We start from the raw sequence: 25,268 nt of genomic DNA on the forward strand, positions 1-25,268 counted from the left end.
CCCGGCGGACGACCTTGATCGCGTTTGAGGTCGACCTCGAACGCGATTTCGGGCCATATCCGTGTCACCGGACCATTCGCTTCACCCTTGCCCTCCTGTTGCCCATGATCTTCATCCCGCTGTCCTTTGCCGTATCGCTTTTCCTTGCAACCTTTCTCGTGCGGCTCCTGCTGCAGGGGCGCGAAAGCCTTGCGCGCAATCACCTCTTCGTCCTGCTCGTGGCTCTCTATGCCGTGCAGACCCTGCTGGTCGGATTGCGATGGGGCTATGGCGTGATGGGCATCCTGCCGCTCCTGTCGATCCTGGCGAGCCTTGTGCCGCCGTTGACCTATCTGGCCTTCCGCGATCTCGCCCGCGACGGGGCGAGCGGCATATCCGTGCGCGACTGGCCGCATCTTCTTCCGACGATCGCCCTGTGCGGATTGCTTCTTCTGTGGCGCAACGCGGTCGATCTTTTGATTATTGCCGAGTTCCTCGGCTATGGCGCGGCCCTGGCCTGGCTTGCCCGCCTCGGCACCGACGGGCTCGTCGCCTCGCGTCTCGACGGATCGTTGCGCTCCCATCGCTCGCTGTTGCTCGCCGCCCTGACGCTGATGTCCTCGGCCTTGACCGACATCGCCATCAGCCTCGACTTCGCCCTCGGCGGCGGGCAGCATTCCGCGACGGTCGTTTCGGCGGCCACGACGGTCATTCTTTTCCTGCTCGGCATCGCGGCGGTCGTCGTCGGCACGGAAGAGGGGTCGGGCGAGGCGGAGGAGGCGTCATCGGACGATGAAGCCACGACGGATGCAGCGACGCCCGAAACGTCTGGCGAGGACGAGGCCATCGCAGCCGGCCTCGACCGGTTGGTGCGCGAGCGGCGTCTCTATGCAGACACCGGGCTCAATCTCGGCAAGCTCGCCCGTCGCATGGGCCTGCCCTCACGCGCCGTGTCCCAGGCGGTCAACCGCGTCCACGGCATCAGCGTTTCGCAATACGTCAACAATTTCCGCATTGCCGAGGCCTGCCGGCTCCTCTCGGAAACGGACATGCCGGTCACCCGCGTCGTCTTCGAGGCGGGTTTCATGACCAAGTCGAATTTCAATCGGGAGTTTCGGCGGGTGACGGGTCTCAGTCCCACGCGCTGGCGCGCAGAACAGGCAGGTGCCGACCGCACGGACTTGGCTGCTCAGCCGCCGACGAACTGGAAATAGGCCCAGGCGAGAGCGAAGGCGGCAACGACGCCGAGAACGATCAAGACCTTGCGCAGGGCCGGATTGGGCTTCTTCGGCTCCTTCGGCTTCGGCGGCTTCTTGAATTCGACGACATTGCTCATCGGGCATGCTCCTTATCAGTCTGGCCGCACCTTACCCTCGAGGGATTGAGAAAGTCCTGATGGAGCAGGCCTGCCCTCACGCTGATCCGCACCTTCACTGAACCACGCTCGAGGCTGCCCCTCATCCGCCTGCCGGCACCTTTTCCCCGTCCTGACGGGGAGAAGGGACACGAGGCACCGCCGGGGCAATCCCCTCTCCCCGCATGCGGGGAGAGGGTCAGGGTGAGGGTCAGAATTGGTCCTGGAGTCAAACGAAGCCGCCTACGATTTCCCCTCACTCCACCGGTTCGAACACCATCGAATGCCCGTTGATGCAGTAGCGCAGCCCTGTCGGCTTCGGGCCGTCGGGGAAGACGTGGCCGAGATGGCCGCCGCAGGTGGCGCAGCGGATTTCGGTCCTGACCATGCCGAACGACATGTCGCGATGTTCGGTGACGGCACCCGGCGAGACCGGTTCGAAATAACTCGGCCAGCCGCAGCCCGCGTCGAATTTCGTGTCGGAATAGAAGAGCGGCGTTTCGCAGGCCGCGCAGCGATAGAGACCCTTTTCGAAACTGTCCCAGTAGGGGCCGGTAAACGCCCGCTCCGTGCCGTGCTCGCGCAGGATGCGATATTGCTCCGGCGTCAGCTGCTCGCGCCATTCGGCATCGGACTTCTCGATCTTCGGCTTGGTCATGTCGCTCATTGGTAAAGCTCCCTTGTCTGGGTCCATAGATAGGGTGGCGATCGCTCCGCGGCAATTGGGCCGTCCGCCGTCCGTCATCGCGGAGATGGTTTGTCGGTACAATGGAATCATCTATCGTCAGCGAAATATTCGGCAAAGCTGGGGTGCATCCGTTTTCGCCCCTGGAAGCCGACCGCTCTTGTCTAAAAAGGGAAGCGTGCCATGCGGAATATCAAGCTTGCCTTGTGGGGCGCGCTGGCGCTGTTGAGCCTGTTGTGGCTGGCCGCCGAGCCGGGCGTGTTCCAGTCCGCGAATGTCTTCGCGCTGCGCGCCGCCATGATCCAGTATAGTGGCGTGCTTGCCATCGGCGCCATGAGCATGGCGATGGTGCTGGCACTTCGGCCCGGCTGGCCGGAAACCTGGTTCGGTGGGCTCGACAAGATGTACCGCCTGCACAAATGGCTCGGAATTTCGGCGCTTGTTTTGTCGATTGCCCACTGGCTTTGGCTTGAAGCGCCGGGATGGGCGGTCGACCTCGGTCTCATCACGCGCCCCGAGCGCGGAGCGAGGCCGGAGATCGAAAACCCCATCCAGCAGTTCCTGGCAGGCCTGCGCGGTCCCGCCGAGGGATTGGGCGAATGGGCGTTCTATCTCTCCATCCTGCTGATTGCCCTCGCGCTGATCCCGCGCTTTCCCTATTGGTGGTTTTTCAAGACTCACCGGATTCTGGCCATCACCTATCTTGTCCTGGCCTTCCATACCGTGGTGCTCACGCAGTTCGGCTACTGGACCCAGCCGGTCGGGATCGTCCTGGCCGTCTTCCTTGTTTCCGGCGCGGTGGCAGCGGTCATCGTCCTCTTGCGGCGTGTGGGCGTCAGCCGGCAGGCCATGGGTGGCATCACCTCCCTCACCAATTATCCCGGTGTCCGGGCGCTTGAGATCGACATCAAGATGCAGCCCGGCTGGCAAGGCCACCAGCCCGGCCAGTTCGCTTTCGTCACCTCGGACAAGGGCGAGGGCGCACACCCATTCACCATCGCCTCCGCCTGGAAGCCCGCCGACGGCCATGTCACCTTCATCACCAAGGCGCTGGGAGACTATACGAGCCGTCTCCCCGATACGCTGAGTGTCGGCCAGGAGGTCAAGGTCGAAGGCCCCTATGGCCGTTTCACCTTCGACGACGACTGTCCGCGCCAGATCTGGATCGGCGGGGGCATCGGCATCACCCCCTTCATCGCCCGGATGAAATACCTCGCGGCGATGTCGCCCGAACGACGCAGCCAGCAGGTGATCGACCTCTTCCACTCTTCTGCAGATTTGGACGACGAAGCGTTTGCGAGGTTGGGCGCTGACGCCGCTGCGGCCGACGTGCGCCTGCACATCCTCGTCAATGCCCGCGATGGCCTGCTCACCGGTGAGCGCATCCGTGCCGTGGTCCCCGAATGGCGGGAGGCAAGCATCTGGTTCTGCGGTCCCATCGGCTTTGCGGACGCGCTCAAGCGCGACTTTGCAGGCGAGGGGCTCGATGTCAGGAAGAGCTTCCACCAGGAGCTCTTCTCCATGCGGTGAACCCGGATCACCGATCGCCCCTCCGCTTCCACGCTTTCATTCTGCCACACGACGGTAGGGCAGTTCGGTCGCGTGGCAAGTCTGTCGAAAGCAGGTCTGCCGACACAATGTAAAGCGTTGACAAACGCCGATGTGAAAAGGGTTTTTCCCGTTTTTTCTTGAGGCGCGTCTGTCTTTGCCCTAACACGGAACCCTCGTTCCGTCCTTCTTTGAGGGCGGATTGTTTCATGTTTGATCAGGGATGGGTATGCTCAACGACGTCGCCGGACTGACATTGACGGCCATGCTTCTGCCCTTTGCCGGCGCGCTGCTTGCCCCTGTCGTCACCGCCCGTCTTGGTGCCGGCGCCGCCTGGCTGCTGGCGCTCGCACCGCTCGCCGCCTTTGTCCATTTCCTCCGTTTCGTCCCCGAGATCGCCAATGGCGAGGTCGTCACCGGCGGTTATGCCTGGGTGCCGAGCCTGAACCTTTCCTTTTCCTGGTATCTCGACGGCCTGTCGCTCACCTTCGCGTTGCTGATCACCGGCATCGGCACGCTGATCGTGCTGTATGCCGGCGGCTACCTGAAGGGCCATCCGCATCACGGCCGTTTCTTCTCCTTCATCCTGATGTTCATGGGCGCCATGCTCGGCGTCGTGGTGTCCGACAGCTTCCTGATGCTCTTCGTCTTCTGGGAGCTCACCTCGATCACCTCCTTCCTGCTGATCGGCTTCGACCATGAGCGCGAGGCCTCGCGCCGCGCCGCCCTTCAGGCCCTCGTCGTCACCGGCGGGGGAGGGCTGCTGCTCCTCGCCGGCCTCTTCTTCATCTGGAACATCACTGGCGTGACCCAGCTCTCGCTGCTCCTGCATTCGGGCGAGCTTCTGCGCCAGAGCCCGTTCTACGCGGCGGCCCTCTTCCTGGTGCTCGGCGGCGCCTTCACCAAGTCGGCGCAGTTCCCCTTCCATTTCTGGCTGCCCAACGCCATGGAGGCGCCGACCCCGGTGTCCGCCTACCTGCATTCGGCGACCATGGTGAAGGCCGGCGTCTACCTGCTGATGCGGCTCAATCCGGTGATGGGCGAAACCCCCGCCTGGGAAATCCTGCTTCCCTTCTTCGGCGGCATCACGCTGCTCGTCGGCGCCAGCCTTGCGATCCGCCAGACCGACCTGAAGCTCATGCTCGCCTATACGACGGTCGCCTCGCTCGGGCTTCTGGTCATGCTGACCGGCTTCGGCTCGCCCTATGCGATCGAGGCGGCTGTGCTCTATCTCGTCGCCCACTCGCTGTTCAAGGGCGCGCTCTTCATGGTCGCCGGCATCATCGACCACGAGGCCGGCACCCGCGACGTGACGAGGCTCGGCGGGCTGCGCGTCGCGATGCCGCTCACCTTCCTGTCCGCCCTCTTCGCCGCGGTCTCGATGGCCGGCCTTCCGCCCTTCTTCGGCTTCCTCGCCAAGGAGGAGATCTATGCCGCGCTCGCCGGTCCGGATCCGCGCGCGATCGTCTTCACCGTGGTGGCGATCGCCGGCAATGCGCTGATGTTCGCGATCGCCTTCGCCGTGGCGCTGAAACCCTTCCTCGGTCCGAAGGTCGCAACGCCGAAAAAGGCCCATGAAGGCCCGGTCCTGCTCTGGCTCGGTCCGCTCGTGTTGTCGATCCTGGGGCTCGCCGCCGCGATCTTTTCCGGCCCCTTTCATGCTGCCGTGTCCTCGCCGATGGCGAGCGCCGTCGCCGGAAAGCCGGAAGCGGTGACGATCAGCCTCGTGCCGCATCTCGGCCTGCCGCTCGCTCTTTCGGTGATGACGGTGATCGTGGGCGTTGCGATCTATCTCGGCCTTGCCCGCGCCCGCGCCCTGATGGTCCGCCTGCTCGACATCCTCGGTCCCGGTCCGGACCGCGGCTTCGACCATTTCGTCTCCGGCCTCGTCCGGATCTCCTTCGCCGTCACGCGCTTCGTGCAGAACGGCCGGCTGGAAGTCTATGTCACCTTCACCTTCCTCCTGCTGGCGCTTGTCCTGCTGGTGCCGCCCTTCGTCTACGGCGAGCTTCCGGCCATGCCCGCCTGGCCGGCGGAGTTGCGCTTCCATGAAGCCTCGTTCTTCGTCATTGCACTGGTCGGCGTCGCCGCCGTGCTGGCCGCCCGCGACCGCCTGACGGCGATCGTCTCGCTCGGCATTCAGGGCTTTGCCGTGGCCGTGCTCTTCCTGCTCTTCGGCGCGCCGGACCTGTCGTTTACCCAGTTCATGGTCGAGACCCTTTCGGTGGTCATCCTGGCGCTGGTCATGACCCGCATCAGGCTGTCGCCGAGCGACCACCGAACTTTGCCGGAACTGCTGATCGATGCGTCGATCGCCATTGCCGCCGGCCTCGGTTTCGCGCTGATGCTCCTGAAGTCGACGCAAGTGCCCTTCGACACCGCGCTCACCGACTTCTTCAACACCTATTCCAAGGTGATCGCCCACGGCGCCAATGTGGTCAACGTCATCATCGTCGACTTCCGCGGCACCGATACGCTCGGCGAGATCGCCGTGGTGATGATCACCGGGCTCGCTATCCTCGCCCTGATCCGCATCCGCGCCGTGCCTGTCGCGCCGGCGCAGCAGACGGGCACCGCCCTGAAGAGCCCCGGCAAACGCAAGACCAAGGGCCCGGGGAATGGCCAAGGGCAGGGCAAGGGGCAGGAGCAGTCGAAATGAACACGGTCATCTTCCGCACCTTCGCCCCCTTCATCACCGCGCTGATGCTGCTCTTCTCGATCTTCGTGCTGCTGCGCGGTCATAACGAACCGGGCGGCGGCTTCATCGGCGGGCTGATCGCCGCCTCCGGCTTTGCCATCTACGGCATTGCCTTCGGCGTTCAGGCGGTCCGCCGGGCGCTCTGGTTCCACCCGATGTCGATCGCGGGCGCCGGCCTGCTGCTCGCCACGCTCTCCGGCCTCCTGTCGGCGGTGTTCGGCGTGCCCTTCATGACCGGCCTTTGGGTCTATCCGCAGATCTTCGGGGTTGAGGTTCCGCTCGCCACCGTGATGTCTTTCGACGTCGGCGTTTATCTGGTCGTGGTCGGAGCGATCACCTCGATCGCCCTCGCACTCGAGGAAAGGGATGACGGCTGATGGAAGTCCTGTTCTCCGGCCTGGTCGGCATCTTCTTTGCCGCCGCACTCTATCTGATGATGTCGAAACACATCGTCCGCGTGCTGCTCGGCGTCGCCCTGCTCGGCAATGCCGTCAACCTGCTGCTCTTCACCGCCGGGCGCCTGACGCGCGAGGTGCCGCCGATCATCCCGCAAGGCGCCGACACCCTTGCCGCCGGCGCCGCCAACCCGCTCCCCCAGGCTCTCATCCTGACCGCGATCGTGATTTCCTTCTCCTTCTTCTGCTTCCTGCTGGTGCTCACCTACCGCGCCTACCAGGACCTCGGCACCGACGACACGACGGACATGCGCGTCGCCGAACCGACGTCCGAACCGCTGCCGCCGATGGGATATTGAGCGCATGATGATGTCGTCGACGATTGCCCCTCACCCTAACCCTCTCCCCGCAGGCGGGGAGAGGGGACGTGTGCACCGCTTAGCCGGTGCCCGCCGCAGACGCCTTAGCCCACTGTTCGGCGTTTGCCCCATGAGACCTGAGAGGGGGCCGGGCGTTCGCCGCTCGTCCCTTCTCCCCGTCAGAACGGGGAGAACGTGCCGGCAGGCGGATGAGGGACGCAAAAACCATACGTCAGAGGGAGGTGCCCGCTGATGGCCTCCTCGACCCCCGTCGATCTCTCCCATGCCCTCGTCATGGTGCCCACCGGCGCCGCCGAATGGTTGACCATCCTGCCGGTGGCGATCGGGCTCGGGAGCGGCGCGCTGCTGATGATGCTGCGCCATTCGACGCGCCTTCATCCCTATGTCGCGATCCTCGGCCTTGCGGTCATGGTGCTGGTCGATTTGCTGCTGGTCGGCCATGTGGTCGCCGCCGGTCCGGTCACCATGATGATGGGCCGCTGGCTGCCGCCCTTCGGCATTGCCTTCACCGTCGACCTCACCGGCGCGCTGCTGGCGCTGACGGCTGCCCTTGCCGCCCTTGCCGGCGCCATCTATGCGCTTCGGGATATTGATGCGAGCGGCCGGCGCTACGGTTTCTATCCGTTCCTGATGGTGATGATGGCCGGCGTCTCCGGCGCCTTCCTGACCGGCGACATCTTCAACCTCTATGTCTGGTTCGAAGTCCTGTTGATCTCCTCCTTCGGCCTGCTGGTGCTGGGCTCGGAGCGCGAGCAGATCGACGGCGCCGTGAAATACGCGGTGCTGAACCTGATCGGCACGACGCTCTTCCTGATATCGGTCGGCTATCTCTACGCGATCTTCGGCACGCTCAACATGGCCGACATCGCGGCCAAGGCGGGGGACCTGCGTGAGACCGCGCCGCTGATGACGCTTGCCACGCTGTTCCTGCTGGCCTTCGGCATGAAGGCGGCGGCTTTCCCGGTCAATTTCTGGCTGCCCGCCTCCTACCACACGCCCCGTGTGGTCGTGTCCGCACTGTTTGCCGGCCTGCTGACCAAGGTCGGGGTCTATGCGCTGCTGAGAACCATGGTGATGCTGCTGCCGGTCGAGCGCGAGGCCTTGAGCCTCGTCATCGCGGTCGCGGCCGCGCTCACCATGCTGCTCGGCGCCATGGGGGCGCTTGCCCAGTCCGACATTCGCCGCTTCCTCGGCTTCGTCGTCGTCTCCGGCATCGGCTCCATGCTGGCCGGTGTCGCGATCGCCGGCATCGCCGGCCTTTCCGCGGCGATCTTCTACGCGCTGCATTCGATCCTGCTGATGACGGCGCTTTATCTCGTCTCGGGCGAGGTGGCGCGCCGCGCCGGTTCCTACCGGCTGCACGACGTTGCGGGCCTCTGGGCCGCAGCGCCCTGGTTCTCCGGCCTGTCGCTCGCGTTGTTCTTCGCCGGTTCCGGCCTGCCGCCCTTTTCCGGTTTCTGGCCCAAGGCCATGCTGGTCAAGGCCTCGCTCGACATCGGCGCCTGGTGGCTGGCCGGCGCGATCCTTCTGTCGGGCTTCCTGACCACGATCGCCTTCGGCCGGCTCTTCCTGCTCGCCTATTGGCGCCCGGCGGCGGGGGAGGGCGGGAGTTCGGCGGCAGCCGTGCCTGCCGATCGCTCCAGTCCTGCGGCCATGCTGCCGATCGTCGTCCTGACGGCGCTGATCGTGTGGTTCGGCTTCTTCCCCGAGGCGCTGGTCGATCTCAGCCAGCAGGCGGCGACCGGGCTCGCCGATCCGACCGCCTACTTCCATTCCGTCTTCCCGAATGGAGGCCGGCCATGATCCTTTATGCGATCAACCTCCTGATGGCGATCGTCTGGGCCGCCGTCACCGGCAGCGCCTCGCTGCACAACCTGATCTTCGGGTTTCTGCTGTCGACGCTGACGCTTGGACTTCTGCGCGAGCAGATCAACGGCACCGGTTATATTCGCCGCGTGCTGAAGATCGCCTCGCTCGCCTGGCTGTTCTTCGTCGAACTGGCGAAATCGGCCTGGAAAGTCGCCCTCATGGTGGTGAGCCCGAAGCTCGAGATCAAGCCGGGGATCTTCGCCTATCCACTGACGGTCACCCGCGATTTCGAGATCACCCTGCTCGCCAACCTCATCACGCTGACGCCGGGCACGCTGTCGGTCGACGTCTCCGATGACAGGAAGACGCTCTTCGTCCATGCCATCGACTGCTCCGACCTGGAGGGTGCCCGCCGCGACATCGCCGAGGGCTTCGAGCGCAAGATCCGGGAGGCCTTCGAATGAGCGGACCCGAAACCATCATCCAGGTCGCCTGCCATGTTGCACTGGTGATCCTCGGCATTGCCTTCCTCGCCACGGTCTACCGCGTGGTGAAGGGGCCGACGCTGCCCGACCGGGTGCTGGCGCTCGACATGCTGGTCGGCATTGCCATCGGCTTCATCGGCGTCATCGCCATCCGCACCGGCTACACGCTCTACATCGACATCGCGATTGCGCTCGGCCTCGTAGGCTTCCTGGCGACAGTTGCCTTTGCCCGCTTCATCCTGGCGCGGGGAATCGGGGGCGAGCGTCCGAACGAGGATGGTTCGGTGCTGGGCAGGGACATGCAAAGACACAATGCCCGAACCAGGGGTCACAGGGGAGGGCGCCGATGATCGCTTATGCCGTTGCCCTTTCCACCGCCATTCTGATCGTCGTCGGCGCGCTCTTTGCGCTCGTTGCCGCAATCGGGGTCAACCGGCTGCCCGATCTCTACACCCGCATGCATGCCGCCTCGAAGGCCGGCACGGTCGGCTCCGGGCTCATTCTGCTCGCAGTCGGCTTCCACGCTGCGGATCTCGCGATCTTCAGCCGCGCGCTCGCCGGATTCTTCTTCTTCGTCCTCACCGCGCCGGTTTCCGCCCACTTGCTTGCCAAGGCCGCCCATCAGGTCGGCTATCGCCTGTCTTCGATATCGGTGGTGGATGATCTGAAGGATAGCGAAGGCTAGTCTGTCGGATTGTTGACAGTTCAAGTACATTGCCGAAGCAAGTGTCGGATTCTGGCGCAATTCCTGCTTTTTTGTAGGTGCATTGTGAGAATTGTTCGCATTAGGCAAACAAGTTTTCCCACCGTCACCCCATATTTGGTGAAAAATATTAAGTGGACTTTTGGCCGAATGGTGCTAATCGAGTTAGCTGAGCACTGATCTTGAAAAATCTGGCTTCTCACGCGGTTGCTTCAATCTCTGAGCCGATACTTGTATTCGCAAGTGCTCTGTCGGACCGGTGATTGACAGGGAAGACAGCCTGTAAATCAGGATCTGACGGAACAAGTTTCGGTGCGTTCTGCCGGGATCTAGGGGTGGATTCCATGTCGGCGACGACAAGGCGGGGCGCATTCGGCCTTTTTCCAGGGCTTGACGAGCGGTGCCGTGCGGAGATGCCGGTGCCTGGCAAGGACTGTTGAACAGGAGTGTCGAAATGACAGAGAACGCGCATGGCCAGAGCCATGATCTGCTGGTGGAACTGACCGCAGACATCGTGGCGGCCTATGTGAGCCATCATGTAGTACCCGTTGGTGACCTCGCCAATCTGATTGCCGATGTGCATTCGGCATTGAGCAATACGGCAACCCCGGCCCCGACCGTTTCGGTCATCGAAAAGCAGAAACCGGCTGTCGCGGTGCGCAAGTCGGTCCAGGACGACCAGATCATCTGCCTCGAATGCGGCGGCGCCTTCAAGTCGCTGAAGCGTCACCTGATGACTCACCACAGTCTCGGCCCGGAAGAATACCGCGAAAAGTGGGACCTGCCGGTCGACTACCCGATGGTGGCCCCGGCCTACGCCGAAGCGCGCTCGCGCCTCGCCAAGGAAATGGGCCTCGGCCAGCGCCGCAAGCGCGGCAAGTGACCGGATCCCGGTCGCCGGCGCCAGCCGCTGCGACCGTCGGAATCTTCGAAACCGGGCCGTGAGGCCCGGTTCTCTTGTTTTTGGATGAGGAAATAAATCCCATAATCGTCCTGAAGAATCCAAAATACCTCAGCGAAAACAGCTGTGGATAACTTCGGACCGCCTCCCCACTTCCCCATTTTTCACGCTACGTGTATGAATTAATTCCTATCAATCGGGAGTTACCTCATGCCGTTCGAGACAGCCATATCTCCGACGCCCACGGTGCCGGTCGCTGCAGCCGACAAGGATTGCTGCGCCCTATCGCCCGAGCGCCGCATCCTCTGCCTGATCGTCCGCCAGCTCACCGCCGAACTGCTCGCCGTCTCCGGCACCGGAGACAAGCTGCGGCGCGACCGCCGGCGGGCAACCTGCCATCTGCGCCAGATCTCCATGTATGTCTGCCACGTCGCGCTCTCCATGCCCTATGGCGAGGTGGCGCTCGCCTTCGGCGTCGATCGCACGACGGTCAGCCATGCTTGCCACGTCGTCGAGGACCGGCGCGATGACGCCGGCTTCGATGCCTTCGTCTCCAGCATCGAGCGCATGGCCGATGCCGTCTGCATGTTGGCCGGGAGGACGCAATGACCGCGCCCGCGCTTGCCCCCGCTGAGCGCCGCGACCTGCTCAGGCTCCTCCGGCTCGCCCTCGGCGGCCCGCTCTCCGTCCGGCCCGGCATCGGGGCGCTGGTCTCCCTCGAGGGCGCCGCGGGTGTCCTCAAGGACGTTCCGGCCGCGGTCCTGCGCAGCGCCGTTGCAGAAGGCCTGTTGCGGCGTGACGGCACGGCTCTCAGCGCCAGCGAGGGGACGGCCACCTATCTACGGCGCGCGCTTGCCGAGCCGCAGGAAGAGGCCTTTGCCGAGCAGCATCGCGACACCATGGGCGACGTGGTCGTGGAGGACGGCATCCGCCACGCCGTCCGCCGCAACCTGGCCGAATCGCCACTCTCCGCCCTGTCGCGGCTGAAGGACAGGGAAGGGCGCCCCTGGCTGTCGGAAGAGGCATTCGCCGCCGGCGAACGCCTTGCCGCCGATTTCGAGCGGGGCGGCCTCCAGCCGCGTATCACCGCCACCTGGGAGCCTCGCCTGTCGAGCCGCGTGCCGGGGGCTGCCCCTGCCGCAGTCACCCTCGGCGACGCCGCGCTCGGTGCACGGATGCGAGTGACCGCGGCGATCGAGGCGCTCGGTCCCGAGCTTTCCGGTGTCGCCCTCGACATCTGCTGTTTCATGAAGGGGCTGGAGACGGTGGAGCGTGAACGCCAGTGGCCGGCGCGCTCCGCCAAGCTGATGCTGCGCACCGCCCTTCTGGCGCTTGCCCGCCACTATGCCCCGCCGCCGGTCACCCGCCGCCGCCACGCCTGGGGTTCGGAGGGCTATCGGCCGGAAATCGGCTGACGACGGGAGATCGCCGAGAGTGCCGTCGCTCAGACCAGATGCCGCGCGGCTTCCTCGCGGATGCGCTGGATCATCGAGCGCAGGCCGTTGGCGCGCTGGGCCGACAGATGTTCGATGAGGCCGAGCCGGCCAAAGAGGTCGATCGCGTCGAAGGCGACGATTTCCGAGGCCCGCTTGCCGGAATAGGCGGCAAGCACGATGGCGACCAGCCCGCGCACGATATGCGCGTCCGAATCACCCGCAAGGTCGATCACCGGATCGGCGCCGTCGTGCGGCCGGGTGGTAAGCCAGACCTGGCTGGCGCAGCCCTTGACCTTGTTCTCGGCCGTCTTGTCGGCGTCCGGCAGGTCCGGCAGCGCCTTTCCCAGTTCCATGACGTAGCGCATCCGGTCTTCCCAGTCGTCCAGGAAGGCGAAGTCTTCGGTCATCTGCTCGAGTGTCGTCATGGGGCGCGTGCATTCGTTCGGGTTTCGAGACGCCCGATATAAAGGAATTCCAGCAAAGGTGTGAAGCGGTTTTGCGTCCGGAATTGCGTAGAAACAGAGAGATAGCGCATTCACGGCGCTTCCTTTTTCGCCGCAGACGTTGAACGCGATCCGCGGGCCTATTTGAACTGCCGACAAGGACGAAAAAAAAGCCGCGAGGAGATGGCTTCCTCGCGGCTCGGCTAAGGGCCGAAGTTTCCTGTGGGACAGGCAGACAGGCCGCGGCGCGGCGGTTCCGAGGGACAACACGGAACCCATGCGCCGAAGCAAGGGGCAGAAGGCCGACCGTGTCGGGTGGCGGCCTTGGAAATTCGTCGGGTTACACGCGTCGGCGGCTATTCAGGGCTTCGGCGGCGTGTAGGGCTTGGGGCCCTTTGCGGGGCGGGGGCTCGGAACGACCGTGCCGGTGGTGATGATGTCGGAGACGGTCGTCGGTTCGACCGGCTCGGCGGCGGCGAGCGCAGGCTTTGCGGCTTCCTCTGTCTCGTCGGCGAACTGGCTGTCGAGAAGCTGGTAGGCGACGAGGGCACCTTCGCGGGCTCGCTTGCCGAGCACGGTCAGCGTTTCCGCGCCCTTCTCGCAAACTTCTGGTTTCTCCACGCAGATCGCGGAGAGATATTGATAGGCGCCCGTTGCAGCCGCGATTGCGTCGCCCACTTCGAGGCGCTGCTCACCGGCGGTCGGTTCGCTCGGCTGGCTGCCGAAGAAGGACAGCACCACCAGCGTCATGGAGCACCAGAACGTTCCCTTGATCAGAAACCACATCGTCTTCACCAATCCCTGTTTGCCCGCTCTTTGCCGGGCGGCGCCGGGTTCGTTCCCGGACTTGTGAGGGCAACCTAGCCGCGGGTTGCAAAGATCGCTTTTCAAAAACCGCGGGTATTTGCTTCAAATTTTATCCAATTCTCGCCGGACGGCATTTGAACGGCCTTTGCTTCAAGTTTTAGCGGTCGCTGTTAAGCATAATTGTGGCGCCGCCCCGGCAATCCACCGGCTTTGCGGGACTGCGACGGACACAAAGATTAACGCAATCAGGAAAACACTGATAAATCCGCCGCTTACGTCCCGTTAACCACGTTTTCGAAAGCTCGCCGCAACTGTCCTATTCTGGGTCTTTGGCGCCCTTTGGAGGGCCTCCGAAGGCCTCCCCTTATCTTTTCCTTAAGCGCGCCGGGCCTAATGTCGGCGCACGGAAATGAAACCGTTTCGCGAGTTTTGGGCGTGCAGGTATTGCGTAACATGGCTGACAGGACGAGGGCGATTCTCGATCGCGCCGCTGGCAGGTGCCTGGCACCGAGCGCGGGTGGCGAGCCGGTCGATCCGACCGAGGTCGCAGCCCTGCGCCGCCTGATGGGTGGCTTCCTGCTGCCGCTTCTCGTCGCCCCCTCCGCGCTCTCCTTCTATTATGGCGCCGCGATCGCCCTGCCGCTCGGCTTTGCCGTCGTCGTCTCGCTCTTCATGGTTTGCGCCGTGGCGCTGATCGCCGCCCATCGCGCCGCCCGGCCTAAGACCGAGGCGCCGCGCGCGTTCGATGCGACAGCGCCGCTCTCGCCCTTCGATGTCTGCCCCGGCCTCATCCTCGGGCTCGATCCCTCCGGTTATGTCCGCCAGGCCGGCGGCCGCGACCGCGACATGTTCCTCTCCTTCCTGCGCGAGCCTTTTGGCCGGCCCTTCGCCGAGCAGGTCCACGTCTCGGACCGCATCGCCTTCGTCCAGGCGCTCGACGAGCTGCGCCAGGGGGCCGATGCCGTCGTCATCGACCTGCGCCTCGACCGGCCGGTGCTCGGCCTCGACCAGGCCCAGTTCATGAATGTCCGCATGGACATGACCGCCACCCATGCCGTCGACGGCCAGCTCGTCGCGGTGCATGCCCAGCTTCTCGACATCGCCGGCGAGATGTCGATCCGCGATACAGTGTCCCTGAAGGAAGACGAGGCAGCCGCCGCCCACGAGGCGAAGTCGCGCTTCCTCGCCGCCGTCAGCCACGAGCTGCGCACGCCGCTCAATGCCATCCTCGGCTTCTCGGACATCCTGGCCGGCGAATATTTCGGCAAGCTCGAAAACGACCGCCAGCGCGAATATGTCCAGCTGATCCGCCAGTCGGGCGCCCATCTGCTCTCGGTGGTCAACGCCATGCTCGACATGTCGAAGATCGAGGCCGGCCGTTACGAACTGATGCTCGAACACTTCATGATCGGCGACGCGGTTGCCGAATGCGAACAGATGCTGTCGTTGCAGGCCGCCAACAAGGGCGTCAAGCTGACGAGCCGCATCGCTCGCGGCCTCGGCGAAGTCTGCGCCGACGAGCGCGCCCTGCGCCAGGTGCTGATCAATCTGGTCGGCAATGCCATCAAGTTCACCGAAGCCGGCGGCTCCGTCATCATCGACGCCAGCCGCGAAGGGGCCGACCTGAAGCTCGTCGTTTCCGACACCGGCATCGGTATCGCGCCGGAAAAGATGGCGCTGATCGGCCGGCCGTTCACCCAGATCCACGATGACCTGAGCCGCAATTACGAGGGCTCCGGCCTCGGCCTGTCGCTGGTCAAGGGCCTGACTGCCTTGCATGGCGGCACCTTCCGCATGGAGAGCCGTCCGGGCGAGGGGACCGTGGTCACCATCTGCCTGCCGGCCGACGGTTCGGGTGCTGCCGGCGATTTCGGCGGTGGAGAGAACATGGTCGAGTTTCCGCCGCGCTTGAAGTCGGCGGAAAAGCCGGCCACGATGGAGTGCGAGAAAGAGACTGTTTATGACGAAGCGAAAGCGAAAATCGCCTGAGAAGAAGCCGGCCTCGCCTGTGCCGGCCTATCTTCTTGCGGGCATTGGCGCCTCTGCACGCCTCGTCGGCCGCTACCCGCGGTCGGTGGGCGGCATCGCTGCGTTCTGCGTGACCTTCGGCTTCATCGCCGCCAACGCGCTGTGGTACCAGCCGGGGCTGCATCCGTCGCCGCTGTTGCGCACCCGCGACGTCACCGATTTCAACGCGCTCGCCGGCGTATCGCGCAATCCGCTAGAGGCGAAGGACCCCGCGACGGTCACCACCTTCAAGATCGAGCGCGAGGCCGCACCGGCCGATGCCGGCGAGGCCTCGACGGGCGAAGTCGCTGCCGCCGAGGATGCCGCGCCTGCCCCGCCGCCGGAAACCACCGCTCTTGTCGTCGCCGTTCAGGGCGAACTCGCCCGGCTTGGCCTCTATGAGGGCGCGGCCGACGGCGTGATCGGCCCGCGTACCGAAAGCGCCGTCGCCCTGTTCCAGAAGTCGATCGGCCTCGAGGCGAACGGCCTCGTCAGCACCGAACTGCTCGCAGCGCTCAAGGAAGACACCCGCGTCACGGCCGCCGTGCCGCGCGAGCGCCCGAAGGAAGATCTGGATGCGGTCCAACAGGCGCCCGATCCGGTCGCCGCCGCGATTCGCAGCGCCCAGAAGGTCGTGATGACCGCACCCGACCGCAAGGCGACTCCGCCCGCCGCCATCCCGGTATCCGCACCCGCCGCCGCTGCTCCCATCTCCGCGGCCCCCGTTTCCGCCGCCGATGCCGCCCTCGTCATGGAGATCCAGCGCGGTCTCGCCAACATCGCCTATACCGACGTCAGCGTCGACGGCGTGGCCGGCGAACAGACCCGCGCCGCGATCCGCCGCTTCGAGCGCCACTACCGTCTTCCGGAAACCGGCGAGCCCAGCGAGAAGGTGCTGAAGAAGCTGCGCGACATCGGCGCGCTTTGACGGATCTCAATGCCCGTTACAGGGCAGGGTTGTATTCGTGAATACGAAGCACTCTTACTTATTAGCATGTATGCAAATTCTTAATGTTGTTAGGGAATAGTCACAATTCGCGGGAGGATTGTGCCTATGACCATGTCGAATGCAGCTTTGACCACCGATTGGCAGCCTGAAGAGCGGCCAGCGCGGGACGTCGATGCTGATACGCTGCGCGGGATCATTTCCAGGCTGGCCGACGAGGCGTCCACCCTCGGCATCGACCTCGTCGACATTGCCGGCGCGATCCAGGACGTGGCCGCCATGTCGAAGCGCCATGCGACGACCTTCGATGCCGTGACCCGCACCGCCCTTTCCATTGCCGAAACCAACAAGAATGTCGCTGCGTCGCTGCGCGAAACCGACGAGACTGCCGTCGAGGCCCGCCGCATGCTCGGCGAATCCTCCACCCGCCTGTCCGGCGCCGTCGACAAGATCGACCAGATGGTCGCCGCCTCCCAGGAGATCTCCACCGAGATCGGTACCTTTTCCGTCTCGCTGTCCAATGTCGACAAGGTCGCCGAGGAGATCGGCTCGATCGCCCGCCAGACCAACCTGCTCGCCCTCAATGCCGCGATCGAGGCGGCCCGCGCCGGCGAGGCCGGCAAGGGCTTTGCCGTCGTCGCCGCCGAAATCCGCGCGCTCGCGCTGCAGACCTCGCAGGCGACCGGTTCCATCCAGCAGACCCTCAACGAGATCCGCGGCAAGATCGGCCGCCTGTCGGAGGCCGGCCACGGCGCCAGCGAAAGCGCGCTCGGCGTGCGTGAAACCTCCCAGGCGATGAACAATTCCTTCGGCGCGATGGAGGCGGTCATCACCCGTATCCTCGACGGCTCCGGCACCATGGCGCGGACCACCGAGACCGTCGACCGCCAGTGTGCGGAATTCGTCGGGACGCTGAACACCATGGCCGGGGAGGTGTCGGAATCCGACGCCGCCCTGCAGAATGCCGCAACCCGCGTCGACCGCGTGGTGGCGCTTTCGGAAACCCTGATCCAGCTCACCGCCTCGGCCGGTATCGAGACCGCCGACAGCCCCTGGATCGATGCGGCCAGCGACGTGGCGGCCCGGATCTCCGAAGCTTTCGAAAGGGGCGTGAGCGGCGGACGCATCGGCATGAGCGCGCTCTTCGACCGCAGTTACCGGCCGATCCCGGGCACCGATCCGGTGCAGATGATGGCCGCCTTCACCGAATTCACCGATCAGGTCCTGCCCGGCATCCTCGAGCCGGTGCTGACGCTCTCCGACCGCATCGGCTTCTGCGCCGCCGTCGATACCAACGGCTATCTGCCGACCCACAACAAGAAGTTTTCCGCGCCGCAGCGGCCGGGCGACGCCGTGTGGAACACCGCGAACTGCCGCAACCGCCGCATCTTCAACGATCGCGTCGGGCTCGCCGCGGGCCGGTCGACCGCGCCCTTCCTCGTCCAGACCTATCGCCGCGACATGGGCGGCGGCAATTTCGTCGTGATGAAGGACATCTCCGCTCCGATCACCGTCGGCGGCCGCCACTGGGGCGGCCTGAGGCTGGCGATCCGGGTTTAGTCTCCTACCACCCGTTGATCAGGTCGATCTTTGCCTTGATCATGTCCTTCACTTCCGCGATCGCATCGACGATGATGCCGGCTGGTCCGAGCGCGCTCTGGATCGAGCCGAGCAGGGCGTTGACCATGTCGAGGATGTAGGTGAGCGCCTTGCGCAGGCCCTTTCGCATCTGGTCGCTGATCGATTGAAGAAGGCCGAGCTTCGCCTTCAATCCCGAACCGGTGAGCCGGGTGTTCTCGAAATCGGCATCCTGAAGGCTTTCCGCCACCCGGATGAAGATCCGGCTTTCCCTCAGGTCGTTGAGTGCCTCCTGCATCAGCGGCATGTCCTCGCCGAGATCCGGACGGAAATCGAAGCTCTCGACGGTGTTGTAGACGAGATTCACGAGAAGTTGTTCGAGTTGTGAGATGAATTCGCGGATCAGCGAATGCGGATTGTTGACCGCCCGCTGGTCGAGATTGGCGAACTGGAACGGCATGACCTCCTCCTTCTCCTGCTGGCCGGGCGAGAGCCTAGCGCCGGGCGGCCTTTGAGGGAAAGTCACCCAAACGGGCCGGTTTTCAGGGATTTTCCCGCCCGAAGAGGCGAGGCCCGACCCTCGGCGAGCACACTCCCGGGCGTCGTCGCGGTTGGGAGGGAACGGACCCCGCGGGGCAGGGCGGGCCTTTGACCGGAAAGAAACGCGCCGGTCTTGTCCCCCTGAGGCATGCGGCGCCGGACTGTCCCGCCGCGATGCGTAAAGATTGCATTTAGGTTTTTCCGGTAAGTTTCCGTTAGCAATTCGCCAGTGCCGATGGCTCCGGCGTTTTGAGCGTGTTCCCTTGTTTGTCTTGCGTGCGGGTAAAAATGCGTCTTACGGCTCTCCCAGCGATCCTCCTTGCCTGTCTGGCCGCCTCCGGCTGCGTCTCAGGCTCCGATCCCGAAAGCGCGTTTCTGCCGCAGCCTTCGCAGGAAAAGACCAGCGCGGTCGCGCCGCGCGCGCCCGTGCCGTCCGCCGAGATCGCCGGCACTGCGGCCCCGATGACCCCGCCCGCCACGGTTGCCGCCGCACCCGTATCGCCGGCACCCCATGAACTCGCCTGGGCCGGCGAAGTGCCCCAGCCGCAGGCCTTCACCGCGGCAGCGATGACGGTCGGCATGCCCGTGCCGGAGGAAAAGCCGGTCGCCACCCTCGTGCCGGCCGAACCCGCGGTGCTGACCATCCCGCAGAAGGGCGGCCGCGTCTATGCGCGCCAGTTCCGCGACGCCAAGCCGATCAATTTCGGCAAGCAGTCGCCGAAGAAGCTCGCCGTCCACGGCGTCGACGTCTCCCGCTGGCAGGGCAATATCGACTGGGCGAAGCTCCGCACCCAGGGCGCCAACTTCGCCTTCATCAAGGCGACCGACGGCGGCGACCATCTCGACCCGATGTTCCGCACCAATTGGCGCAAGGCGAAGGACGCCGGCATCCGCCGCGGCGCCTACCATTTCTTCTACTGGTGCCGCACCGCCGGCGAACAGGCCGACTGGTTCATCCGCAACGTTCCGAAGGAAGCCGGCGCCCTGCCGCCAGTGATCGACGTCGAATACAACGGCGAATCGAGCTGCAAGCGCCGCGTCTCGCGCGAAAAGGTGCTGGAAAAGATGCAGGTCTTCATGGACAAGCTGGAGCGCCATTACGGCCAGCGCCCGATCATCTACACCGCGCCCGACTTCTACCGCGACAACCTGCGCGGCGCCTTCCCCAACCACCCCTTCTGGCTGCGCTCGGTCGCCGCCCATCCTTCCAAGGTCTATCCGGACCGCAAGTGGCTGTTCTGGCAGTATTCCGGCTCGGGCCTGTCGCACGGCGTCGACGAAAAGATCGACCTCAACGTCTTCAACGGCTCGGAAGCCCAGTGGCATAACTGGGTCGCCGCCAAGGCCGACTGAGCTGGGCGAGGGGACGATCGGTAGCCTCAAATAATGCCCCTGGGTATCTTGGGCCGTGTTCACTCGAGCGGACATCTAGGGCGTGAAATCATGATTAACGCGAGAGAGTAGCGCGGTAAGGCTCGTTGGCGGAATTTGGAAGATCGATTGAGGCGGCTGCCTTCCGACAACATTCAGGGCTTTTAGCTGTTGTAGGTCTACAGGTGGGTCGATATAGGCCGCCAGCAGATAGTTAAGTACCTTTATCGGCGAAACTGCCGTTTCTTCCCGATTTTCTAGATCTTTTTCGCTAAAGACCGAATGTCCCCCCGTCATCTGGTGACCTGTCAGTGAGAGTTTTCTCCGGAATTTACTAGAGTGCGGGCCCTTGTGAGGCGATTCTTTTGTAAAAACACTCAAAAGTTATGGCTATGCTCTTCTGTAGCCATAGATCACATTATGCCCAAATTGTTGAAAATGAAGTTGGCGGAAGAGCAACTGTGAACGATTGGCGCAATCGGACTGAAAATTGAGCGTGAAAATCAACAAAAAAAATCTCCAAAAAAAAGTTTCGTAAAGAAGATTTATTAATAGGTGTAATTAGTGAAAAAAAGACCATTGGTAATTGATAGGCTTACGGAGCCGTGGAGATATATTTTAGTTTCTCTGGTTTTAATTTTATTATTGATTTCAATTCACGTTTTTAACCCTCCAGAGTGGTTGACAATACTTATGCTTGTTGGCTTCGGGATTCTAGGGCGATCTCTCCTCAAGGAAGTCGTCTTCTCGTCCGATTGGGCGAAGCCTCAAACTCCATGTTCGGACGACAAGGCTTTCAGCTCCGACGATGAGGGATTAAACGAATGAATGAAGCCGAGAAGAAGTAATACAGATGTGGAAAGTAAATCGGTCTGGACGGCAACGGCCTGCAAACCCTCACCACCGCAGCAACCGCCGCCCGGCGAGATAGCCGGCCGAGGTGACGATGGCGATTGCCAGTGTGTACCAGGTGGCGAGGAAGAGCGGGCTGTCGTCCGGGCAGTGCCAGGCATAGAGTGCCGCCCCGATGGCGCTGGCCGCGAGGCCGGCCGCCGCACCGGCGCGGCCCGGGTTTTCCGGCGCGCCTTCCCGGAGCGCGGCGAGGAAGGCGGCAAGCGGGGCGAGCGACAGGACCGGAATGAAGAACACGCAGAAGGCGGCGTGCTGGCCGCGCAGGTTCGCGCCCCAGGCGGCCTGCGGCACGGTCAGGAGTTCGGCGACGACCGCGACTGCCACGGCGCCAAGCACGCCGGCGATTGCAATGATCCACGCGCCGATCGCCGCACCCGGCCGGCCGATCCGGGTCAGGAGGCCAAAGCCGACGATGGCGAGCGCCAGTGTCGCGCCGATCTTGAAGGCGACGCGCGCGGTCTCCACCGCGCTGACGAGGTTGTGGCGTAACCCGACGGAGGCGAGGAAGACGGCCCCGGAGACCAGCACGCCGGCGCAGAGCGCCAGCGCCAGCATGCGGCCAAGACGCAGCCTGACGGGCGCATCCTCGGAAAGCAGTCTGATCAGCTCGTCGGTTTTCACGTCTCACTCCGATAAAGGGTGGCAAGCGATTTCAGCGCCCGATGCAGCGCCACCCGCACCGCACCTTCCGTCATTTTCAGCCTGAGCGCCGTTTCCCGCACGCCGGCACCCTCGATCGAGATCGACCGCACGATGTCGCGCTGGGGATCCTTCAGCCGCTCGAGAAGGTTCAACGCATCCTGCCGGTCGAGATTGCTCGTCTCCGGCGGCGCCTCCAGCGTCTCGATCACATCCTCGATCGGCACGCTGACGCGGCGTCCGCGTCTCCTCAGGCTGTCGATCAGTTTGTTGCGCACGATCGTCGAGAGCCAGGGGCCGATCGGCCGGGCCGGATCCCAGCTGCCGCGCTTGAGGTGAACGGCGAGCAGCACCTCCTGCACGATGTCCTCGGCTTCGCCCGAGGGCGCACCGAACTGTTCGCACCGGCGCCGCGCCATCGTCCTCAGACGCGGCGTGACCGCGAGTAGGAAACGGTTATAGGCCTGCGCGTCGCCGTCTATGGCGCTGCGCATCCATTCCGCCCATTCCGCTTCCTGCACCGATTGCTTCACATTGACCTCTACGGACGCCCACACGTTTTTGTTACCAGAAATTTTGATCGCCGCCGAACGGCGCGTCAAGCATTTGAATTTTAGAGGAAATTTTGAGGAGAAATGGAAGGCCTTCCCCGATGTTTCTCGCGCTTCCGCCGGATCGGCCTGTAACGACCGGCCGTTTTGCCGCGTAGCCCGAGGTACCAGGCCAATCCCGGCCCGGATCTGAGGAGAACCCGTCATGAAGAACAGTCTCGCCACCCTCGCGCTTGCCAGCTCGCTCGCTTCGGCCCTTGCTGCCGTCGCCGCCCCCGCCTTTGCCGAGGATGCCAAGGAGAAATGCTACGGCATCGCGATGAAGGGCCAGAACGACTGCGCCGCCGGCAAGCACGACTGCGCCGGTCACTCGACCATGGACTACGACAAGCAGTCCTTCAAGCTGGTGCCCGCCGGTACCTGCACGACCATGATGACCCCCGATGGCGGCCACGGTTCGCTGACCCCGGCCTGATCTTGAGGTCGACCCCGTCCTCCCATCGTCCAACAAGGAAAAAGACCATGAACAAGACCTGCAACGTGCTGGCCGCCTCGCTTGCCGCCGCCCTGAGCCTTGCCGCAAGCCATCCGGCCGCTGCGCAGGATGCCTCGAAGGAGAAGTGCTACGGGGTCGCCCTCAAGGGGCAGAACGACTGCGCCGCCGGCCCCGGCACGACCTGTGCCGGAACCTCCAAGATCGACTACCAGAAGAACGCCTGGAAGCTCGTTCCCGCCGGCACCTGCGAGGCGATGAAGACGCCCGACGGCCATGGCTCGCTGATGCAAGGCCCGGCGCCTGTCTGAGGTCGCTCGAACACAAGGGGCGGCGCGGCATGGGCCGCGCCCCTCGGTTTCCATTCCATCCGGAGAGTCACCATGCAGGCCTCAACGCTTCCGCGCCGCGCCGGCGTCGGCTTCAAGCCCGAGCATTTTGCCGAGATTGATGCCGGCCCCCAGCCGCTCGGCTTCTTCGAGATCCATGCCGAGAACTATATGGGCGCGGGCGGCCCGCCGCATGCGCGCCTATCCCGCCTGCGCGAGGACTATGCGCTGTCGATCCATGGCGTCGGCCTGTCGATCGGGGCCATGCAGCCGCTCGATCGCGATCACCTGCAGCGCCTGAAGATCCTCTGCGATCGCTATCAGCCGGAGAGCTTTTCCGAACATCTCGCCTGGTCGAGCCACGGCGAAGTTTTCCTCAACGACCTGCTGCCGCTTCCCTATACCGAGGCGACGCTTGATTGCGTCGTCGCCCATATCGACGAGGTGCAGACAATCCTGAAGCGGCAGATGCTCTTGGAAAACCCGGCCACCTATCTGACCTTCCGGGAATGCACTTTAGAGGAGACCGACTTTCTCGCCGAGGTCGTGCGCCGCACCGGCTGCGGCCTGCTGCTCGACGTCAACAACGTTTTCGTCGCCTCGACGAATCATGGCATCGATCCGCGCGCCTATCTCGCGCGCTTCCCGCTCGACGCCGTGCGCGAGATCCATCTGGGTGGACACTCGGAAGCGACCGACGACGCCGGCGCAGCACTGCTGATCGACAGCCACGACACGGCGGTGAAGGATCCCGTCTGGGCGCTCTATGAGGAGGTGATCGACCGCACCGGACCGACCGCGACCCTGATCGAGTGGGACAACGACGTGCCCGTCTGGCCGATCCTGCTCGCCGAAGCCCGCGCCGCCGAAGGCATCCTTGATCGCGTCGCCCGACGCCGTGCCGCGTGAGGTCGCCGATGTCCATTGCATCGCCCGCCGCCTTCCAACCGGAATTCGCCGCTGCGCTCACCGATCCATCGCTGCCGGTGCCGGCGGGGCTGACGTCCTGGACGATGGACCGCCCGCAGCGGCGTTTCGCCGTCTATCGCAACAATGTCCGCTCCGGTCTCGTGGCGGCGCTCGCTTCGCGCTTTCCGGTGACGGAACGGATCGTCGGCGCGGATTTCTTCTCCGCCATGGCCGCGGAGTTCGCGGCACGCCACCCGCCGCGCTCGCCGCTTCTGCTGACCTATGGCGACGACCTCGCCGATTTCGTCGCGACCTTCGAACCGGCGCGGGATCTGTCCTACCTGCCCGACGTCATCAGGCTCGAGGTTGCCCGGGGCAGAGCCTATCACGCCGCAGACATGGCCCCGCTTCAGGCGAGCGACCTGACCGGGCTCGACCCCGAGCGGATCGGCGAGCTACGCCTCGTTGCCCATCCGTCCCTGTCGATCCTGCGTTCGGCCCATCCGGTGGTGACGATCTGGGCCATGAATGCCGGTGAGATGCCGCTGCAACCGGTCACCCAGTGGAGCGGCGAGGACGCCCTGGTGCTGCGCCCGCTCATGACCGTCGAGGTGCACCGGCTCCCGCCCGGGGCAGCGGCGTTCCTGTCCAGCCTTGCCGCGGGGCGCCCGCTTGCCGAAGCGGCCGAGAGGGCCAACGGCGACGCCCCCGAATTCGACCTCGTCACCAACCTCGTCGGCCTGATCACCAGCGGGGCCTTCTCGAAAATCCAGAGCCCGGAGGAAGCATGATGTCACAGGAAGCCAAACGCGTCGCCGATGGCCATCCATCTGCCGTCGGTCTCGTCACTACCGCTCGAAATCTCGCCGAGCGCATCCCGCATGACCTGATCGCGCTCGTGGCGCGGCTCGGCATCGCCGGCGTGTTCTGGCAGTCGGGCCAGACCAAGGTCGAGGGCTGGCATGTCTCCGACAGCGCCATCTACCTCTTCGAGAACGAATATCGGCTGCCGCTTCTCGACCCGTGGCTCGCCGCCCATGCTGCCGCCTTTGCCGAACATCTGTTCCCCGTTCTGCTAGTGTTTGGGTTGTTCAGCCGCCTCTCGGCGCTCGCCCTGCTCGGCATGACGCTGGTCATCCAGACCTTCGTCTATCCCGGCGCCTGGCCAACGCATGCCACCTGGGCCGCCTGTCTGCTGCTGATCATCGCCGGAGGTCCCGGTCGGTTGGCCCTCGATCACTGGATTGCCGGCAAACTCGGCTTGGCGCGCAGATAGGCGCTTTCGCGGTTGCGCACACTCCCCGTCTTCCCCCCGTCATGCCGAGCCCCCATATAGGCGGTCATTGGTCGCATTTTCCAAGCTTTGCCTT

The 25,268-nt window shown here is 64.4% G+C and carries 28 protein-coding genes; 21 read left to right on the forward strand and 7 right to left on the reverse strand.

Annotation, left to right across the window (positions count from 1 at the left end; translation table 11 throughout):
• The first annotated feature begins 14 nt into the window (after positions 1-14).
• Positions 15-1,193: a helix-turn-helix domain-containing protein gene (locus ACX93L_RS12435; RefSeq protein ID WP_459405120.1), complete on the forward strand. Its 1,179-nt coding sequence runs from the start codon at positions 15-17 to the stop codon at positions 1,191-1,193.
• Here the strand turns inward: ACX93L_RS12435 and ACX93L_RS12440 are convergent.
• Together ACX93L_RS12440 and msrB are read right to left on the reverse strand one after the other, a co-directional pair.
• Positions 1,169-1,315 carry a hypothetical protein gene (locus ACX93L_RS12440; RefSeq protein ID WP_459405121.1) on the reverse strand — a complete coding sequence of 49 codons (147 nt, stop codon included), beginning with the start codon at positions 1,313-1,315 and terminating at the stop codon, positions 1,169-1,171. The two genes, ACX93L_RS12435 and ACX93L_RS12440, sit on opposite strands and share 25 nt — an antisense overlap.
• Before the next feature lie 274 nt (positions 1,316-1,589).
• The gene (msrB, locus tag ACX93L_RS12445; protein WP_459405122.1) at positions 1,590-2,000 is read right to left on the reverse strand and encodes a peptide-methionine (R)-S-oxide reductase MsrB; all 411 of its coding nucleotides are present in this window, start codon (positions 1,998-2,000) and stop codon (positions 1,590-1,592) included.
• Positions 2,001-2,201: 201 nt separating this feature from the next.
• On the opposite strand from msrB, the gene ACX93L_RS12450 reads away from it, so the two are divergent.
• The 11 genes from ACX93L_RS12450 to ACX93L_RS12500 all read left to right on the forward strand — a co-directional run bounded on the left by ACX93L_RS12450 (position 2,202) and on the right by ACX93L_RS12500 (position 12,352).
• On the forward strand, positions 2,202-3,548 hold the full coding sequence (locus ACX93L_RS12450; RefSeq protein ID WP_459405123.1) for a ferredoxin reductase family protein: 1,347 nt from the start codon (positions 2,202-2,204) through the stop codon (positions 3,546-3,548).
• Between the two features lie 247 nt (positions 3,549-3,795).
• Complete coding sequence (locus tag ACX93L_RS12455; RefSeq protein ID WP_459405124.1) at positions 3,796-6,225, forward strand: putative monovalent cation/H+ antiporter subunit A; 2,430 nt, start codon at positions 3,796-3,798, stop codon at positions 6,223-6,225.
• Positions 6,222-6,641: a Na+/H+ antiporter subunit B gene (locus tag ACX93L_RS12460; RefSeq protein ID WP_459405125.1), complete on the forward strand. Its 420-nt coding sequence runs from the start codon at positions 6,222-6,224 to the stop codon at positions 6,639-6,641. Before ACX93L_RS12455 ends, ACX93L_RS12460 begins: the two co-directional genes overlap by 4 nt.
• Positions 6,641-7,018: a Na+/H+ antiporter subunit C gene (locus ACX93L_RS12465; protein ID WP_459405126.1), complete on the forward strand. Its 378-nt coding sequence runs from the start codon at positions 6,641-6,643 to the stop codon at positions 7,016-7,018. Before ACX93L_RS12460 ends, ACX93L_RS12465 begins: the two co-directional genes overlap by 1 nt.
• A gap of 252 nt (positions 7,019-7,270) precedes the next feature.
• Positions 7,271-8,842, forward strand: a complete 1,572-nt coding sequence (locus tag ACX93L_RS12470) for a Na+/H+ antiporter subunit D (protein WP_459405127.1) — start codon at positions 7,271-7,273, stop codon at positions 8,840-8,842.
• Positions 8,839-9,312 carry a Na+/H+ antiporter subunit E gene (locus tag ACX93L_RS12475; RefSeq protein WP_459405128.1) on the forward strand — a complete coding sequence of 158 codons (474 nt, stop codon included), beginning with the start codon at positions 8,839-8,841 and terminating at the stop codon, positions 9,310-9,312. Before ACX93L_RS12470 ends, ACX93L_RS12475 begins: the two co-directional genes overlap by 4 nt.
• Positions 9,309-9,683, forward strand: coding sequence for a cation:proton antiporter (locus tag ACX93L_RS12480; RefSeq protein WP_459405129.1), 375 nt, complete (start codon positions 9,309-9,311; stop codon positions 9,681-9,683). Before ACX93L_RS12475 ends, ACX93L_RS12480 begins: the two co-directional genes overlap by 4 nt.
• A complete protein-coding gene (mnhG, locus tag ACX93L_RS12485) occupies positions 9,680-10,018 on the forward strand; it encodes a monovalent cation/H(+) antiporter subunit G (RefSeq protein WP_459405130.1) in 339 nt (112 codons plus the stop codon). Before ACX93L_RS12480 ends, mnhG begins: the two co-directional genes overlap by 4 nt.
• A 472-nt stretch (positions 10,019-10,490) precedes the next feature.
• Positions 10,491-10,919 carry a Ros/MucR family transcriptional regulator gene (locus ACX93L_RS12490; RefSeq protein WP_169595414.1) on the forward strand — a complete coding sequence of 143 codons (429 nt, stop codon included), beginning with the start codon at positions 10,491-10,493 and terminating at the stop codon, positions 10,917-10,919.
• 228 nt (positions 10,920-11,147) lie between these two features.
• The gene (locus ACX93L_RS12495) at positions 11,148-11,546 is read left to right on the forward strand and encodes a helix-turn-helix domain-containing protein (protein WP_459405131.1); all 399 of its coding nucleotides are present in this window, start codon (positions 11,148-11,150) and stop codon (positions 11,544-11,546) included.
• Positions 11,543-12,352 (forward strand): DUF6456 domain-containing protein, encoded by an 810-nt coding sequence (locus tag ACX93L_RS12500; protein ID WP_459405132.1) that lies wholly within the window; start codon positions 11,543-11,545, stop codon positions 12,350-12,352. The genes ACX93L_RS12495 and ACX93L_RS12500 overlap by 4 nt, the downstream gene beginning before the upstream one ends.
• Before the next feature lie 29 nt (positions 12,353-12,381).
• Here ACX93L_RS12500 and ACX93L_RS12505 read toward each other — a convergent pair whose 3' ends face one another.
• Together ACX93L_RS12505 and ACX93L_RS12510 are read right to left on the reverse strand one after the other, a co-directional pair.
• Entirely contained in the window at positions 12,382-12,798 is a 417-nt protein-coding gene (locus ACX93L_RS12505; RefSeq protein ID WP_459405133.1) for a SufE family protein, read from the reverse strand.
• A gap of 378 nt (positions 12,799-13,176) precedes the next feature.
• Entirely contained in the window at positions 13,177-13,602 is a 426-nt protein-coding gene (locus tag ACX93L_RS12510) for a DUF5330 domain-containing protein (RefSeq protein ID WP_459405134.1), read from the reverse strand.
• Between the two features lie 474 nt (positions 13,603-14,076).
• On the opposite strand from ACX93L_RS12510, the gene ACX93L_RS12515 reads away from it, so the two are divergent.
• From ACX93L_RS12515 to ACX93L_RS12525, 3 genes are all read left to right on the forward strand, one after another.
• Positions 14,077-15,612 carry a sensor histidine kinase gene (locus tag ACX93L_RS12515; protein WP_459405135.1) on the forward strand — a complete coding sequence of 512 codons (1,536 nt, stop codon included), beginning with the start codon at positions 14,077-14,079 and terminating at the stop codon, positions 15,610-15,612.
• Positions 15,584-16,558, forward strand: coding sequence for a peptidoglycan-binding domain-containing protein (locus tag ACX93L_RS12520; protein WP_459405136.1), 975 nt, complete (start codon positions 15,584-15,586; stop codon positions 16,556-16,558). Before ACX93L_RS12515 ends, ACX93L_RS12520 begins: the two co-directional genes overlap by 29 nt.
• A 132-nt stretch (positions 16,559-16,690) precedes the next feature.
• Entirely contained in the window at positions 16,691-18,136 is a 1,446-nt protein-coding gene (locus ACX93L_RS12525; RefSeq protein ID WP_459405377.1) for a methyl-accepting chemotaxis protein, read from the forward strand.
• A 4-nt stretch (positions 18,137-18,140) separates the two neighbouring features.
• On the opposite strand, the gene ACX93L_RS12530 is transcribed toward ACX93L_RS12525, so the two are convergent.
• On the reverse strand, positions 18,141-18,614 hold the full coding sequence (locus ACX93L_RS12530) for a hypothetical protein (protein ID WP_459405137.1): 474 nt from the start codon (positions 18,612-18,614) through the stop codon (positions 18,141-18,143).
• Between the two features lie 368 nt (positions 18,615-18,982).
• Here ACX93L_RS12530 and ACX93L_RS12535 point away from each other — a divergent pair, with 368 nt between their 5' ends.
• Positions 18,983-20,047 (forward strand): glycoside hydrolase family 25 protein, encoded by a 1,065-nt coding sequence (locus tag ACX93L_RS12535; RefSeq protein ID WP_459405138.1) that lies wholly within the window; start codon positions 18,983-18,985, stop codon positions 20,045-20,047.
• Positions 20,048-20,962: 915 nt separating this feature from the next.
• On the opposite strand, the gene ACX93L_RS12540 is transcribed toward ACX93L_RS12535, so the two are convergent.
• Complete coding sequence (locus ACX93L_RS12540; RefSeq protein WP_459405139.1) at positions 20,963-21,598, reverse strand: NrsF family protein; 636 nt, start codon at positions 21,596-21,598, stop codon at positions 20,963-20,965.
• Entirely contained in the window at positions 21,595-22,149 is a 555-nt protein-coding gene (locus ACX93L_RS12545) for a sigma-70 family RNA polymerase sigma factor (RefSeq protein ID WP_459405140.1), read from the reverse strand. The genes ACX93L_RS12540 and ACX93L_RS12545 overlap by 4 nt, the downstream gene beginning before the upstream one ends.
• Before the next feature lie 223 nt (positions 22,150-22,372).
• Here ACX93L_RS12545 and ACX93L_RS12550 point away from each other — a divergent pair, with 223 nt between their 5' ends.
• From ACX93L_RS12550 to ACX93L_RS12570, 5 genes are all read left to right on the forward strand, one after another.
• Complete coding sequence (locus tag ACX93L_RS12550; protein WP_459405141.1) at positions 22,373-22,642, forward strand: BufA1 family periplasmic bufferin-type metallophore; 270 nt, start codon at positions 22,373-22,375, stop codon at positions 22,640-22,642.
• A 47-nt stretch (positions 22,643-22,689) separates the two neighbouring features.
• On the forward strand, positions 22,690-22,971 hold the full coding sequence (locus ACX93L_RS12555; RefSeq protein WP_459405142.1) for a BufA1 family periplasmic bufferin-type metallophore: 282 nt from the start codon (positions 22,690-22,692) through the stop codon (positions 22,969-22,971).
• A gap of 72 nt (positions 22,972-23,043) precedes the next feature.
• Positions 23,044-23,898, forward strand: a complete 855-nt coding sequence (gene bufB, locus ACX93L_RS12560) for an MNIO family bufferin maturase (RefSeq protein ID WP_459405143.1) — start codon at positions 23,044-23,046, stop codon at positions 23,896-23,898.
• 8 nt (positions 23,899-23,906) lie between these two features.
• Positions 23,907-24,689 carry an HvfC/BufC N-terminal domain-containing protein gene (locus tag ACX93L_RS12565; RefSeq protein WP_459405144.1) on the forward strand — a complete coding sequence of 261 codons (783 nt, stop codon included), beginning with the start codon at positions 23,907-23,909 and terminating at the stop codon, positions 24,687-24,689.
• Positions 24,686-25,174 carry a DoxX family protein gene (locus ACX93L_RS12570; RefSeq protein WP_459405145.1) on the forward strand — a complete coding sequence of 163 codons (489 nt, stop codon included), beginning with the start codon at positions 24,686-24,688 and terminating at the stop codon, positions 25,172-25,174. The genes ACX93L_RS12565 and ACX93L_RS12570 overlap by 4 nt, the downstream gene beginning before the upstream one ends.
• The last annotated feature ends 94 nt before the right edge of the window (positions 25,175-25,268 follow it).

Source organism: Rhizobium sp. CAU 1783 (assembly GCF_054551725.1).